The sequence below is a fragment of the Syntrophorhabdales bacterium genome, from assembly GCA_035541455.1.
Classification (GTDB): domain Bacteria; phylum Desulfobacterota; class Syntrophorhabdia; order Syntrophorhabdales; family WCHB1-27; genus JADGQN01.
Genome location: DATKNH010000079.1, coordinates 13,156 through 27,403 on the forward strand (window position 1 = coordinate 13,156; position 14,248 = coordinate 27,403).

The 14,248-nt window shown below is 53.8% G+C and carries 11 protein-coding genes; 7 read left to right on the forward strand and 4 right to left on the reverse strand.

The features are described from left to right. Window positions 1-3: 3 nt before the first annotated feature. Genes VMT71_08150 through VMT71_08160 form a run of 3 tightly spaced genes read right to left on the reverse strand, consistent with a single transcriptional unit; the run spans window position 4 to window position 7,701 of the window. The gene (locus tag VMT71_08150) at window positions 4-1,302 is read right to left on the reverse strand and encodes an OmpP1/FadL family transporter (protein ID HVN23929.1); all 1,299 of its coding nucleotides are present in this window, start codon (window positions 1,300-1,302) and stop codon (window positions 4-6) included. Between the two features lie 14 nt (window positions 1,303-1,316). Further along, on the reverse strand, window positions 1,317-4,268 hold the full coding sequence (locus VMT71_08155; GenBank protein ID HVN23930.1) for a DUF362 domain-containing protein: 2,952 nt from the start codon (window positions 4,266-4,268) through the stop codon (window positions 1,317-1,319). Window positions 4,269-4,317: 49 nt separating this feature from the next. Then, on the reverse strand, window positions 4,318-7,701 hold the full coding sequence (locus tag VMT71_08160; GenBank protein HVN23931.1) for an adenylate/guanylate cyclase domain-containing protein: 3,384 nt from the start codon (window positions 7,699-7,701) through the stop codon (window positions 4,318-4,320). Between the two features lie 281 nt (window positions 7,702-7,982). Here VMT71_08160 and VMT71_08165 point away from each other — a divergent pair, with 281 nt between their 5' ends. The 7 genes from VMT71_08165 (at window position 7,983) to VMT71_08195 (ending at window position 13,974) form a co-directional block, all read left to right on the forward strand. Next, window positions 7,983-8,300, forward strand: coding sequence for a GYD domain-containing protein (locus VMT71_08165; protein ID HVN23932.1), 318 nt, complete (start codon window positions 7,983-7,985; stop codon window positions 8,298-8,300). A 195-nt stretch (window positions 8,301-8,495) separates the two neighbouring features. After that, complete coding sequence (locus VMT71_08170; protein HVN23933.1) at window positions 8,496-8,789, forward strand: 4Fe-4S binding protein; 294 nt, start codon at window positions 8,496-8,498, stop codon at window positions 8,787-8,789. Beyond that, entirely contained in the window at window positions 8,786-9,973 is a 1,188-nt protein-coding gene (locus tag VMT71_08175; GenBank protein HVN23934.1) for a transketolase C-terminal domain-containing protein, read from the forward strand. The genes VMT71_08170 and VMT71_08175 overlap by 4 nt, the downstream gene beginning before the upstream one ends. Further along, entirely contained in the window at window positions 9,970-10,908 is a 939-nt protein-coding gene (gene porB, locus VMT71_08180; protein ID HVN23935.1) for a pyruvate synthase subunit PorB, read from the forward strand. The genes VMT71_08175 and porB overlap by 4 nt, the downstream gene beginning before the upstream one ends. Window positions 10,909-10,926: 18 nt before the next feature. Continuing rightward, on the forward strand, window positions 10,927-11,394 hold the full coding sequence (locus tag VMT71_08185; GenBank protein ID HVN23936.1) for an NAD(P)H-dependent oxidoreductase subunit E: 468 nt from the start codon (window positions 10,927-10,929) through the stop codon (window positions 11,392-11,394). A 1-nt stretch (window position 11,395) separates the two neighbouring features. After that, complete coding sequence (locus tag VMT71_08190; GenBank protein HVN23937.1) at window positions 11,396-13,249, forward strand: NADH-ubiquinone oxidoreductase-F iron-sulfur binding region domain-containing protein; 1,854 nt, start codon at window positions 11,396-11,398, stop codon at window positions 13,247-13,249. Window positions 13,250-13,263: 14 nt separating this feature from the next. After that, window positions 13,264-13,974, forward strand: a complete 711-nt coding sequence (locus tag VMT71_08195; GenBank protein ID HVN23938.1) for a 2Fe-2S iron-sulfur cluster-binding protein — start codon at window positions 13,264-13,266, stop codon at window positions 13,972-13,974. Between the two features lie 27 nt (window positions 13,975-14,001). On the opposite strand, the gene VMT71_08200 is transcribed toward VMT71_08195, so the two are convergent. Further along, a partial coding sequence (locus VMT71_08200) for a chemotaxis protein CheW (protein ID HVN23939.1) occupies window positions 14,002-14,248 on the reverse strand: 247 nt, incomplete at its 5' end.

Genomic DNA, 14,248 nt, shown 5'->3' on the forward strand with positions numbered 1-14,248 from the left:
CCGTCAGAAACGGTAGGTGACGTTAACGGCCAGAAGGTCCGCGTACGCGTCTCTGAATTGTCCCGTGACGCGTGTCAACGGGAAAGGCCCCAGATTGACGTTTCCGGACGGATTGTTCCATGTTCTGTTCTGATCCCACACATGATTATAGCCGACGTCCACGGTAAGCTTTCCGAAATGGGTGCCCACACCGAGGCAGATGACATTGCGGTCGCCCGAGGGCACGAGAGGATCGAGCGTGGTCCGTGGTACGGGAGATTCATCGTAAAGATACGCTGCCCGGAGATCCAGGTATTTGTTCAGCGTATATTGGACGCCAAACCGGTACATCCAGACGTTATGCCAGTTCTTCCGGCTGTCCAGGAAGGTCCCGTCTGTAAAGTCGGCGCGCAGCGTCCTGTAGCTTGACCACTCTGTCCACTCTGCGCCTATCTCGACCGTCCACGGATGTTTTATCCAGGCAAGCCCCGTGCGCAGTTTTGCCGGAAGCGTGATGCTCGATGAAAAATTCTGACGGAAGATCACCTGGTTTATTGCAGAGCTCGTCACGGTTTGAGTTCCATTTGTAATGTTGTGGTTTACCCGGCTGATGTAACTTGCACCGAATATGATCCTGTCAGTCAGCTTCACACGCAATCCCGTGTTAACGCCCCAACCCCAATCGTTCCCCTTAAGCTCGGCTTCGGCTGTCTGCGCGAGGTTGCGGTTGGCAGTCAAAGGAGGCGCAGGCATGCCGATGAAAGCCTTGTTGCGGAGATCGACATTCAGATACTGCGCGTAAGGACCGAATCCAATCGAAAAACGTTCAGACGCCTTCACAGAAATAACAGGGCTCACAGAAACCGTTGTCAGTACCGACTCTATGCTGCCAGGAGAGAAGCGGCCTTCGAAGTTGCCCGGCCATTCAACACCAAGGCCAAAATGGCTGAACACGCCCAGCCCAGCGCTCACGTTGTCGTTGATTCTGCGAGTCAGGTACGCGTTTGGAATTACCCAGACATGATCCTTAATGGTCCAGGTTTCTCCGGGAGCTGTTCCCATGGCAGGGTTCCCGTACGATCTGAATTTCATAGTGGGTCGTATTGCGCAACCACCGACAGAGAGCTGCGTGCCTTCCAGCTGGACGATGCCCGCAGGGTTGAAGAAGATAGCGGATGGATCATCGGCCTGGGCGATAAATGCGCCCCCCAGTCCCACCGCCTTTGCCGATTGCTCGTAGATGTCAAACCCATTCGCAAAAAGAGAAAAGGGCGAAAGCAGCATGGAAAGTATGGCGAGTGGCACTATACTCCAGGCTCTCATGTAACTACTCCGCGTCAGGAGTTTCCTGCGGCTCCGGTGAGCAAATCCAGGAGCTGTTGCAGGTCTTTCATTGACGGGGGGCTTAACAGGCCGGATAGCGCCTCCCAGCTGAGCTCGCCGATGCTGACTGCTTGCAGGAGAGCCTCTCTCACCGGAAGAGAGAAGAGCCGGATGACTTCGAGACCCTTGCCCGTCAACTTGAACTGAAAGAAGGGATCCATCATGGAGAAGGAAGCATAGATGATCAACCCCCAGGAGTAATTACGGTCCATGAGCGCCGTGGTCGCTTTCGGCATAAAGACGGGCAGGTTTTGCCAGTCAGGATAAAGGGAATAATCACCGACAAGCCTGATCTCCGGTTTACCGAAGGCTTTGATCGCCAGGCGCATGTAGGTGGAGAGTTGAGGGTCAAGACCCATTTTGGAAGCACCTACCCAATCAACGGCCACCAGGTCTTCACCGCCGATAATCGTTCCGGTGAAATCAGGTTTTTTATCAGCGAACACACCAAAGATGCCGTCAGCGCTGAAATAGGCATCGATGAAACCAAAGTGGACAGGGAAGTCCTGAATTAATTCGATCGCCGGAGTGTAAATAGGCTCATCACCGAATTCCTCCCTGTTGCAGTGATACTCCTTGAACTTATTTGATCGTGGAAGAGCGCCATATATGTTCTTGATTGTCAGGGTGTAATAGGCGTAGGCGTGCGTTTTGTTCTTTGCGAAAGAAATCCTGAAATCAGCGTCTCGCCACACCGGATGGACGTCCCGCCGGGTTGGTTTGCCCGCGGCAGCCGAGGCTGCGGGTGACGTGTAGCTGACGTAGTCGCGGGAGAGATTGACGATTGCATGGTCGCTGCCGGTATAGCCGACATATCGGGCCAGTGTCTCGACGTCCCGGTTAGTAAAAAAAGTTGCATACGTGCTCTCTGCCTCCACCAGCGTGATGTTTCTAAACCCCCTGTCGCGAATCCTTGCAATCAGGTATTTTACGAGAGCCGGGTCGGTAAAGGTGGAGATATCGGTGAGGGAATACATGAAGCTGAAATTGGGTTTTATGACGATCGAAAACGTCTCCCTCGTCTTCTGCTTTTCTGCGACGGCTTTGTTGTACGCGGCTTCCAGCGCACTGAAAAAGCCCGTAGCTTCCAGAACCTGATCCAGTGCGGCAAAGCGATCTGCGTTCTTGACGGCCGCAACGCACGTGGAACGTTCTGCGCCTTGCGAAGTGAGGTCGAGCACGCTCATGTTTTCTTCCATGCCTAAGGATCCCGACTCTGTGGTGCCGGGCAAACTGACGATGCGCCGCTGGAATGTCCTGTGGCCGGGATAATGGTTGTTGTTTATTTCGAGTAGAGGTGCCTCATGGAGTATGAGGCTATCGGCTTTTTCCTTTGGTTCGATCGTCCCGTGCACGAGCGACCCGTCGGGGTTGCTCACGACCTCATAGTCCATGTACGCGACGCTGCCTATCATCTTTCCGAGGGGTTCCTCGAACCAATGCGCGAGGGAGCCAGAGGCTACCGGGCGAAGTACGCCTGAGCGTATCTGCACACGGAATGCACCCTTTGCGGATGCGCCGCGTGCAGGCTCCACGGCGCAGAAGTAATTGTAGTAAAGTGCCGGCACTGTAAAACTTGAAAGCCTGCCGTATTCACCCTCTGCCAACGTCTCTTGAGCTTTGACATTATACGTGGCGCCATCGATCGCCAGGCTTCCGTTGACGGCGGAGAGGGTGTAGATGTCCGCGGAATAGCCAAGGGGCTTTAAGGCTTTGATCCACTGTTCGACCGTCTTGAGAAGAACCGACAACCAGTCGAATGCTGGAAGGAAACCTGCCTTCTGCTTCGCACCGGTCAGACTTTCGAGATACTTCTTCAATCTGTCGAGACTGACTTCGAACGGGACATTCTTCCTTTCTACAAAGCGGGGCGTAAATGCAAACTCGAGGCGTGCGCTCACCTTCCGAAGATGATCAGGAAGAGGACTCTTACGCATATCTGCAAAAGAGAGCTGGTATCCTTTCGTGACTTCAAACATATCCCCGTCGTAGTTATATCTGCCTTGTGTAGAAGTATTGAAATCGAGTTCGAGATTGGCCACGGTACGGTCAGATAATGCGAAGCGTCGCACGTCGCCGCTTCCTTCCCGGATGATGAGGCCGATGTCTGAGAAGCCCGTGTCTCCTCCCCAGGGAAAGCCCTTGGGATGAATTCCAGAAAAGAGAAAGAACTCCAGTTGTACACCCTCTCTCTCGCATGTTCCTTTACAAACCCAGTTGCGATACTCAGCCTCGTAGATGGAGGGGATGATATTCTTCAGGTATTCTTGAGATGCTTCTCTGGAGACGAATAAGAAGAAACGGACGATGGTTATCAACCTGTCCTTTAGGTGTGCAGCAGCGCTGATGACCCCGAGCAGGCTCTCGCTGCCCGGAAGTAGCATAGAGAGGAGCATGGGCGGGAGGTCAGGTATCGGATGGAAGTAGATTATGCCCCGTGCGGTTTTATTCTCGCTGCCTTCTTGCCATTGCAGGGTGGCGTAAAGCGTGGTGTGATCCTGCAATATATCAAACGTCCCCGGGTCATGAACTATCCGTTTGTATCCCGAAAACGTGTACGTGGTACCATTCGGTCCGATGACCTGGAAGTCGTACGACATGCGCCGCTCATTCGTCTGCTGGTCCCTAAAGTAAAGGCCGAAGGTTGCTCCTTTCTGTAATGCGATGTTTTGACCAAAAATCATGGGGCATGAAACGTGACCGGTCATAGGCACGTGGCGAGCGCCTGGACCTGTGTCCGGCCCGGCAAGCAGAGCATCCAGATCAGCTATCTGTGTGGTGACAACGTACTCCAGCTTATTGCCGGCTTCTTTACCTTTGAGATAGCCTTCTTCGAAAGAGGCCGCTCCCTCATAAAGGTATCCCCACATCCTTTCTGCCCACTCCAGTCTTGAGTCATCGCCCATTGCCGCATCCTTTCTGTGGGTTATCTGTTATAGCCGGGACTGTAAAGATTCAGCCGCCAAGCAACTTCAAGAATCCCCTGGTTCTCTCCAGCCAGTATTCTGATTGCGCATCGGCAAAGATTCCTTCGGCTTTCCTCAGACTTTCTACGGCGTTTTCCATCTCGTACGCACCTGCATAGACGTCGGCAAGGCAGAGATGGGCAATGGCCACCTGCTGGATTACCTTGAGCTCGTCGAGAAGACGAATGCCTTTGAGTACAATATCGGCGGCCTCTTTAAAAGATGCGCGACCGGTGTGCCCGAGGATGCGCCCCAGTACCGGCAGGGAGAGGGCCAGATAGTACCTTTCATCATTCTTCTCCGCGAGCCTGATCGCTTCCCGGACGTGTGTATGAGCCGTCTCCATATTGCCCAGTTCCAGGTGCATGGCCGCGAGAAAGAAGTAATGGACGGAAAGATCGTAGCTTATTCCGGCATCGGAATGGATCTTCAGTCCTTTTTCCACAAAGGGCAAACCGATCTTCGACTCTCCCATGAAGTAGTGTGACCAGCCGACGCCGCTCCAGGCCAGACCGAGCAGCACGAAAATCTGTCCTTTTTCCAGATAGTGGATACTCTTTGTAAAATGGGTCAGCGCTTCTTTGCCGTTGCCCTCATGACAAAAAAGATATCCATACAGCGTCTCAGTGAGCCCCAGGCTGTAAAGATTCTCTATGTCCTGTGCAGCACTCAGTCCTTTTTGAAAGACGAGTTTCGCCTGCGCAAAATTGCTCAGGTAGCCTGTCGCGAAGGCGTAAAAGGCTGAGAGAGCCGTATACACGTTGTAACCACGATCAAAACATTCTGACTGCTTGTCGCCTTGTTCGAGGAGCGTGAGCACGCGTGGAGCAACATCGACTATCTTCAGAAATTCTCCTCGGGCAGCGTAATTACTGCAAAGATCGAACGCTACAGGGGCGATGAGGTTCACGTCTGCTTCTGTTTCGGCAATTCTGAGACAGTCCTCGTTGTACTTCACGCCTAGCAGAGGGTTCCCCTTTACCGAGTGGTAGAGACCTATCATACTGAGAAGCGTTGTGAGACACTTCGCGTCACCTGAATCCCCGCAAAGCTTTTCGCCCTGTTCAAGGATTCTCAGCGAATCCTCGGGAAAACCGAGGGAGATCATCGGGGAAACCATTAAAAGGCAGACCTCGATCTGCTCTTTGTGTGTGTACTTGTCCTGAGGGAGGCTGTTGAGCACCTCGATGGCCTCCCTGAAGAAGCGGAAGGATTCCCAGAGAGCCGAATTCTTCGCCGCTTTGCTGCCGGATAGCTTCAGGTACGTATAGGCGCGTCGCGCGTGTTCGCTTCTTGCGTAGTGATAGGCGAGCATCTCGTAAAACTCCTCCAGCCGGTCTGCATAAAGTGTCTCTATCGCACTGCCTATGTTTCCATGGATTTCCTTTCTGCGTTTTATAAGCAGGCTGTTGTAAGCTACTTCCTGGACAAGCGCGTGTTTGAATAGATACTTCAATTCCGGGAAGAGGCTCTCCTTGTGCAGCAGTTCAAGACCCTGGAGATCCTGCAGGTATTCTTTGAGATGCTCTCTGATACTGTCTCTGTCGCCGACAATGAATTCGAGTATGGAAAAGGGAAATTCTCTGCCTATCACGGATGCGACCTGCAAGGTCCGTTTGAGCTCCTCGGGGAGCCGGTCAATACGCGCCGCGATGATCCCCTGCACGGTATCGGGTACCTGGATTTCCGAGGTTTTCTTTGCCAGTACGTAGGCCTCATTCGTCCTACCGATATACTTCTTCTCGCGGAGCGCAGAAGTGAGCTCTTCTATGAAGAGAGGATTGCCACCCGCTCTGCTCAGTATGAAGTCCCGCAGGTCTCCGCTGACCGGTGAGCCGGGAAGAAGCGACTCGAGCAGCTGTTGTCGCGCTGTCATGGCCAGTTCATCGAGACCGAGCCGCATGTAATAAGAACGATTCGCCCAGGGATGTGTATAATCGGGGCGGTAGAGGAGTATCAGGAGAATTCTGCTGTTGGTCAGCCAACCAATGAAGTACGTGAGAAAATCCTCGGACGTTTTGTCGACCCAGTGGAGGTCCTCCACGACAAGGACCACGGGTGCTTCCTGACTCAGCCTGATGAAGAGGTCTCTCAAAGCTTCAAATGTTTTTTCTCTCCGCTGTCTTGGGTCAAGCCTCAGGTATGTCTCATCATCGATCGAGAGCGACAGCAGTTCGTGAAGAGGAGAATGCATATGCGACAGGTGGCCACCCAACTCCTGGACCCGTTCCTGAACACGCCCTTTTATGGCGGCCTCCTTCATCTGCTCCGTTATGGAAAAGTAAGATTTCAACATGTCGAGGATTGGCAGGTATGCCATTATGCTTCCGAAATGGAGGCAGTGCCCTTCCAGATAAAAACAAGAACGACTTGTGAGGCGTTGTCTGAACTCAAGGATGAGCCTCGATTTTCCGACGCCGGCCTCGCCCACCATTCCTATGACCTGTCCGACCCCGGACTCCACCTTGTCCAGCGCCCTGATGAGGCCACCCACTTCCCGCTCCCTGCCCACAAACATTGTCAGACCGTGAGCGACAGATGCGGCCAGGCGCGTATTGACAGCTCCGGTTCCGATCAGCTCGAATGCCTCGACGGGTTGTTTCTTTCCTTTTACAGCCAGCTTGCCTAGATCCCTGAATGTGAAGAAATCTTTCGCAGCGGCCTGTGTGTTTTCGGAGAGCAGAATTGAGCCCGGAGGAGCCATGCTCTCCATGCGCGAGGCCAGATTGATGGTATCACCGAGAGCCGTATACTCCATGCGAAGGTCGTCACCGATAGAGGCCACTATTACCACGCCGGTGTTGAGCCCGACCCGCATGGTAAAATCGATGCCCCATTCAGCCCTTGCTTCGTTGGCGAATAATTTCATCGCCTGTTGTATGGCAAGGGCAGCATGACAGGCCCGCCGGGCGTGGTCTTCATGGGCTATCGGCGCGCCGAAGAGCGCCATGACGCCGTCCCCGCTGAATTGGGTGATCGTGCCCTCGTACTCATGAATCTGATCCATGAGTAGTTTGAAACAGCGATCCATGAGTTTGTGAACTTCTTCCGGATCAAGCTTCTCGGAAATCGCTGTGTAGCCGACGGCGTCTGCAAAAAGGACCGTTACACGTTTTCGCTCACCTTCGACAACGCCTCTGTAGTTGATGATCTTTTCGGCGAGGAACTCAGGCGTATAAGAGCGGGGCTGTGCGTAATCGATGACGTGAGATGTTGCTGCCGGTGCGAGCTCGAAGCCGCACTGATCACAATACCTGGCCTGGGGTAGAACGGGCTTGGCGCACTGAGGGCATATCTCTCCGAGCTTGGTGCCGCACTGGATGCAGAACCTGGCGAGATTCCTGTTCTCATAAAGGCAGGACGGGCATTGCATGCTGGAGCCTCTCACTGAAAGCGAGTGTCAATCAGCGGAGTCACAAACTGCTCTGGGCCGCACAATATCGGGGTCTTAAAGCCTATCCCGTGAGAAATAACCTACCTGCCGCGCCAAATCTTTGTGCCGGTGAGCTAAGCTACGATGTTACCCATTCTATAGCATCGGCTACAATGCTTGTCAATCATTACTTAGATCATTGTCAACGCAAAGTATTGACACGGTTGTCCTGCCACATATATAGTAACGGGTATGTAGTGGAGAGAAAGGGGGATAGAGAGATGCCTCTTTACATTATGTTCAGTAACCTCACCGACGAAGGCAGAAAGACGGTTAGCGATAATCCCGAACGCATCGAAGAGGTGAACAGGGAAATAGAGAGCATGGGCGCCTACGTGATAGCACAGTATGCGTGTCTAGGCAAGCATGATTTCATCAATCTCATAGAGGCGCCAGATAACGAGTCAATCATGTGGGTCTCGATGGAGCTTGGCGCCAGAGGAACCGTTCAGATAATGACTCTTCCGGTAATTCCCATGCAGGAATTCATCGAAAAGATGGAACAGGCAGCTCTCAGCGATCAGCAAGAATCAGCCTGAAGACATCTGAATCCCCAAGACAAGCCGGATGGCATTGTTTTTGAATGAGAATGTGCAGGTGTCGCGCCTCAGGGGCGCGCTGGTACAGGTGCAGGAAGGCCGCCGGGCTCCGCCCGTTGGTGGGCCCTTCCTTGACTTTGGTGCGGAAGAGCTTTAATCTATAGGGGTTTTTAACTTTTCACGAGAGGCTTCGGGATGGCAAAAAAGGTAGACGAGATTAAGTGGCACGAGCTCAACATAGGGGGCGTAATAGACGAGCCGGGTAACGCAAGGGAATATCTGACCGGGGACTGGAGGAGTCAAAGACCCGTCTGGAACGAATCACGCTGCATCAAATGCGGCATCTGCTGGATGGTCTGCCCTGACATGGCGATTTACCAGAAGGCCGACGGTTATTTTGTAGCAAACTACGATTACTCAAAAGGTTGCGGTATTTGCGCCAAAGAGTGTCCCACTGGGGCGATCACCATGGTAGAGGAGGGACGATGACAGGGAGAAGAGGCATGGAAGTATCCCTGGCGGTAGCCGAGGCGGCCAGATTGTGCCGTGTCGAAGTGGTGGCAGCGTATCCCATCACGCCCCAAACACACATCGTCGAGCACCTCTCGGAGCTCGTGGCGAACGGCGACTTGGACGCGAATTTCATCACTGTAGAGTCAGAACATTCCGCCCTGTCGGCCTGTGTAGGAGCTGCGGCCGCAGGTGCGCGCACTTTTACCTCGTCCAGTTCTCAAGGACTCGAATTGATGCATGAGGTCCTGTTCATAGCCTCCGGGCTGCGCCTCCCCATCGTGTTGGTCGGGGCGAATAGGGCTCTCTCAGCACCCCTTAACATATGGAACGATCATTCCGATGTGATGGCAACGAGGGATACAGGATGGATCATGCTTTTCTGCACGAACGGACAGGAAGCAATCGATACGGTGATCATGGCATACAGGATAGCTGAAGACAGGCGCGTGCTTATTCCGGTTATGGTTAACATAGACGGCTTTACGCTGACCCACGTGGTTGAACCTGTTGAGTTTCCCGCCCAGGATGCGGTTGACGCATTCCTGCCGCCGTACAATCCTGCGTACACGCTGCATCCGGACAAACCAGTCACCATGGGAGCATATGGTATTCCGGAGATCTATACCGAGTGTAAGTTCGCTCAAGAGGTAGCCATGAATAAATCGAAAGACGTGGTCATCGAGATCATGGACGCCTTTGGCAGACATTTCGGGAGGTCGTACAAACCGGTAGAAACGTACCTGACAGAGGATGCCGAGATCGTGTTCGTGGCGCTCGGCGCTATCAACGAGACTATTATGACTGCAATAGATGAGCTGCGCTCGGATGGCAAGAAAGCGGGTCTCATCAACCTGCGGCTCTATCGGCCTTTTCCCGCAGAGGAACTGCTGGTTGCCCTTGAAGGCAAAAAGCGCGTGGCGATTGTGGAGCGGGTCATGCCCGGTGGTGCCGTCAACAGTCCTCTCTATCATGAAATCACGTCACTGGCCTATCGCTCCGGCATTGGCGTTCTCATCAAGAACTATGTTATTGCTCTCGGGGGGAGGGATGCCTTGCAGAGCGATTTTCACAACATATTTCGTGACATTCAGGCAGCAGGTACGACGGACACGCGCATACAGAAAGGACTCAATTTTGCCATGATAGGAGTGAGAGAATGATACCGTCCCTGCCCAACATAAAGACGTTCGCGGCAAACGTGATACCCAAAGATGAGTTTGCTGTGCCGGGACACAGGTCCTGCACGGGCTGCGCTGAGATACTGGCTGTGCGCCTCGCGCTCAAGGGGTTCGGTAAAGACACGATTATCGCAATGGCGACCGGCTGCATGGAGATTGTCAGTAGCCCGCTGCCAACCACCGACTGGACGTTGCCGTGGATACACGTCGGTTTCGAGAATGCCGGCGCGGTTGCGTCGGGAATTGAATCGGCGCTTAAAATACTTAGGAAGAAAGGCAAAATACCCGATAAAGATGTATATGTGGTTGCCATCGCCGGGGACGGCGGGACAATGGATATCGGGCTGCAGTCGTTGTCGGGCGCACTGGAACGGTACCACAAGTTCACCTACATCTGCCTGGACAACGAGGCTTACATGAATACGGGAATACAGAGATCATCGGGTACGCCCTTCGGCGCGATGACCACCACCAGCCCGCCGGGAAAGAACAGCGTGGGGCAGTCTACATGGAAGAAGGATATGCCGAAGATAGCTGTAGCGCACAACATTCCGTACGTGGCGACCGCGTGCCCGTCATACCCTTTTGATCTGCTCGAAAAGATCAAGAAGTGTAAAATGGCGGACGGACCATCCTATCTCCACATACTATCTGTATGCCCTACAGGCTGGAGAACCGCGACCGACCTCTCCATACGCTATGGCAGGCTGGCGGTTCAGACGGGTGTTTTTCCCCTGTACGAAGTGGAGAATGGCACCTACAAATTGACCTATAATGCAGAGCCGTTGCGCCCCATTACGGATTATCTCAAGGGGCAGGGCCGCTTCAGACACCTAACGTCCGAGGCTATCGAGAGCATACAGGAGAGGGTCACCGCTGAGTGGGAGGCTCTGAAATCCAGGTGTGTGGCCGGTTAAAGGCCAGGTGAGGAGGACATGCCGGTAGACAAGAAAAAGCTGGACGAAATAATTCTCAAGTGTGGTCGAGACAGAGCGCATCTGCTGGCTATTTTTCAGGATGTGCAGAAAGAGTATCGGTATCTTCCGAAGGAAGCCATCAAGTATGTCTGTATGCGTCTCGGGATACCGCAATCAGACGGCAATGAGGTGGCGACGTTCTACAAGTCCCTCTCCCTGAAGCCTCGTGGGAAGCACACGGTGCATGTCTGTCTGGGCACTGCGTGCCACCTGAAGGGAGGCGCTGATGTGCTTCTTTCATTCATACGGCAGCTGGATGTGCAGACGGGTGGCACCACAGCCGACGGGGAGTTTACGCTTGAGTCGGTAAATTGCCTCGGTGCCTGTGCGCTGGCCCCTCTGGTGCGGGTTGACGATAAAGATTTCGGAAAGACTACTTTTCAGGAGGTGCGCAATATTATCAGCGACTTCAAGGACCATCAGTAATATGCCCCTTTCATTGGAGCAACTCGACGCTGTCGGGTTGAAATTTAAGGAAAAGGAACGGGCATTTGAGAAGATCATCCGTGTCTGCTGCGGGACCGGCTGTATTACGTCCGGTGCCAACAGGCTCCTGGAGAGCCTCAGGAGTGCTGTTGAACGTGAAGGCCTTTCATCGCGGATACTGGTCAAGAAGACCGGCTGCCACGGGTTGTGTGAGCGCGGCCCCATTGTTACGCTCGGCAAGGACGAGATACTCTACCAGACTGTTGGAAAGCGGGATCTGGACAGGGATGTGGAACTGCTGTTGAAGACGGCGACTGAGGGAAAGATAGCCGATCTCCTGCTTCTGAAGGCTCCAGGAAAAAAAGAAAAGTTTGTTTCTCCGCTTGAGATACCCTTCTACAAAGGACAGAAACGGGTTGTGCTTGAGATGAACGGTGTCATAAACCCGGAAGAGATAGATGACTATATTGCACACGGCGGCTATCGCGCGCCGTTCAAGGCCTTTCAGATGACGCAGGAGAAAATCATCGATTGTATCTCAGCAAGCGGATTGCGCGGAAGGGGCGGCGGAGGTTTTCCCACCGGAAGAAAGTGGCACTCCGCGTATGAAGCGGACGGACAGATGAAGTATCTCCTGGCGAACGGAGACGAAGGTGACCCCGGTGCCTTTATGGACCGGTCGCTGATGGAGGGCAATCCCCACGCCATCATTGAAGGGATGATCATTGGCGGCTACGCCATTGGCTCAAACAAAGGCTACATATATGTGAGGGATGAATATCCGCTTGCGGTCTCGAGACTCTCCCGGGCAATCGAACAGGCACAAAACTACGGTATTCTGGGGCGGAATGTTTTTGGCTCTGATTTCGAATTTGACGTGGAGATTTTCCGTGGCGGCGGCGCTTTTGTGTGCGGGGAGTCAACGGCCCTCATGTCGTCTGTTGAGGGGAGAGCGGGTGAGCCGAGAGACAAGTACGTGCACACGGTGGAGCAGGGGCTCTGGGCGAAGCCCACCAACCTGAACAACGTGGAGACATGGGCCAATGTGCCTTCAATCATAAACGAGGGGCTGGAGTGGTATACCTCGATCGGCACGAAGCAGAGCAAGGGCACGAAGATCTTCTCGCTCGTCGGCAAGGTGAATAACACCGGTCTTATCGAAGTGCCGATGGGCATTACACTGAGGCAGATCATCTTTGACCTCGGGGGAGGAATCAGGGGCAGGCGCCGCTTTAAGGCGGTCCAGACCGGCGGCCCATCGGGTGGCTGCATACCGGAGCAGTACCTGGACATGCCGGTCGACTTCGATTCCCTGGCGAGTATCGGGTCCATGATGGGATCAGGCGGGATGATTGTCATGGACGAAAGGGATTGCATGGTGGACGTGGCCCGTTATTTCCTGCAATTCCTGATGGAAGAGTCGTGCGGCAAGTGTACGCCTTGCAGGGAAGGTACACGGCGCATGTATGAGATTCTGGACCGGATCTGCAAAGGCGAAGGTAAGATAGAAGATCTTATGCATCTTGAAGAGCTGGGACGGGGATTGCAATGGGGAGCGATATGCGGCTTGGGGCAGACTGCACCGAACCCGGTCCTCTCTACGATCCGCTACTTCAGCGATGAGTACAAGGCCCATATCATCGAAGGAAGATGTCCAGCGGGTGTGTGCAAAGATATTACCACCTTCACGATCATGGAGGATAAGTGCACCGGGTGCATGCGCTGCGCTGCGGAGTGTCCGGTGGGAGCGGTAGTGGGCGAGAGGAAAGCGCCTCAGACGATAAACGACATGCTTTGCATAACGTGCGGCATCTGTTACGACGTCTGTCCCTTTGATGCGGTAAAAATAAGCTGAGAGGAGTTTTGTGCATGGTTCAGCTTGCGATAAATGGTAGAAGAGTCTCTGCGGGAAAAGGAGAAATGCTCCTCAAGGTAGCCCAACGGGAAGGGTTTGTGATCCCGACACTCTGTTACCATGAATTACTCGGCTCAGCCGGACGTTGCAGGCTTTGCGTGGTTGAGGTGCATGATGCCGGCAAAAAACGCGTGGTAGCCTCCTGTCTCTATCCGGTAAAGGAAGGCCTAGAAGTCTTCACTGATTCAGACGAGGTAAAGCTCGTCAGGAGGACGGTGCTGGAGTTGCTTCTTGCCCGTAATCCATCGGCTGAGCTGATACAGCACCTCGCAAGACAGCACGGTATCAACGAGGCCAGATACGTACCGGATCAGGACAAGGGCAAATGCATTCTCTGCAACCTGTGTGTCCGCTGCTGCAAAGAGATAGTCGGAGTCTCGGCGCTTGGCTTGAGCGGGAAGGGCCCGGTGAAGAAGGTGGGACCACCCTTCGACGAACCCTCTGAGACCTGTATCGGCTGCGGCGCCTGTGTTGTCATCTGTCCTACCGGGCACATCGTCATGGAAGAAAGTAAGGGCGTGAGGACCATCTGGAAAAAGAAATTCGCGCTTGCCATGTGTCCTACGTGCAAGAGGCACCATCTCCCCATATTTCAGCTTGAGTGGATCTCAAAGACCAGGAACATCCCGATGGAGGAGTTGATGGTGTGCGAGGACTGTAGATAATGGAGGCTTGAGGCTCAAGGTTCAAGGCTAACAGTCCTGGGCAGAACCGTGCGCGATTTCAAAAATGCCGTGCACGTCCAGGATCAACCCCACACGGCCATCACCGAGAATAGTTGCGCCGGATAATCCCTTAACACCCTCCAGCGTCTCCCCGAGGTTCTTGATCACCACTTCCTGCTTGCCCACCAGGTCGTCAATCATGAGGCCCTTCTGCTGCCCGTTGCACTCTGTCACGACGATCAGAGCTTCCCAGGGATCGTGTTTCCGGGGTGTT

Excerpts from the sequence above, each read along its gene's own strand:
- VMT71_08150 (HVN23929.1), bottom strand. The coding sequence starts at position 1,302 with ATGAGAGCCTGGAGTATAGTGCCACTCGCCATACTTTCCATGCTGCTT.
- VMT71_08155 (HVN23930.1), bottom strand. The coding sequence starts at position 4,268 with ATGGGCGATGACTCAAGACTGGAGTGGGCAGAAAGGATGTGGGGATAC.
- VMT71_08160 (HVN23931.1), bottom strand. The coding sequence starts at position 7,701 with ATGCAATGCCCGTCCTGCCTTTATGAGAACAGGAATCTCGCCAGGTTC.
- VMT71_08165 (HVN23932.1), top strand. The coding sequence starts at position 7,983 with ATGCCTCTTTACATTATGTTCAGTAACCTCACCGACGAAGGCAGAAAG.
- VMT71_08170 (HVN23933.1), top strand. The coding sequence starts at position 8,496 with ATGGCAAAAAAGGTAGACGAGATTAAGTGGCACGAGCTCAACATAGGG.
- VMT71_08175 (HVN23934.1), top strand. The coding sequence starts at position 8,786 with ATGACAGGGAGAAGAGGCATGGAAGTATCCCTGGCGGTAGCCGAGGCG.
- porB (HVN23935.1), top strand. The coding sequence starts at position 9,970 with ATGATACCGTCCCTGCCCAACATAAAGACGTTCGCGGCAAACGTGATA.
- VMT71_08185 (HVN23936.1), top strand. The coding sequence starts at position 10,927 with ATGCCGGTAGACAAGAAAAAGCTGGACGAAATAATTCTCAAGTGTGGT.
- VMT71_08190 (HVN23937.1), top strand. The coding sequence starts at position 11,396 with ATGCCCCTTTCATTGGAGCAACTCGACGCTGTCGGGTTGAAATTTAAG.
- VMT71_08195 (HVN23938.1), top strand. The coding sequence starts at position 13,264 with ATGGTTCAGCTTGCGATAAATGGTAGAAGAGTCTCTGCGGGAAAAGGA.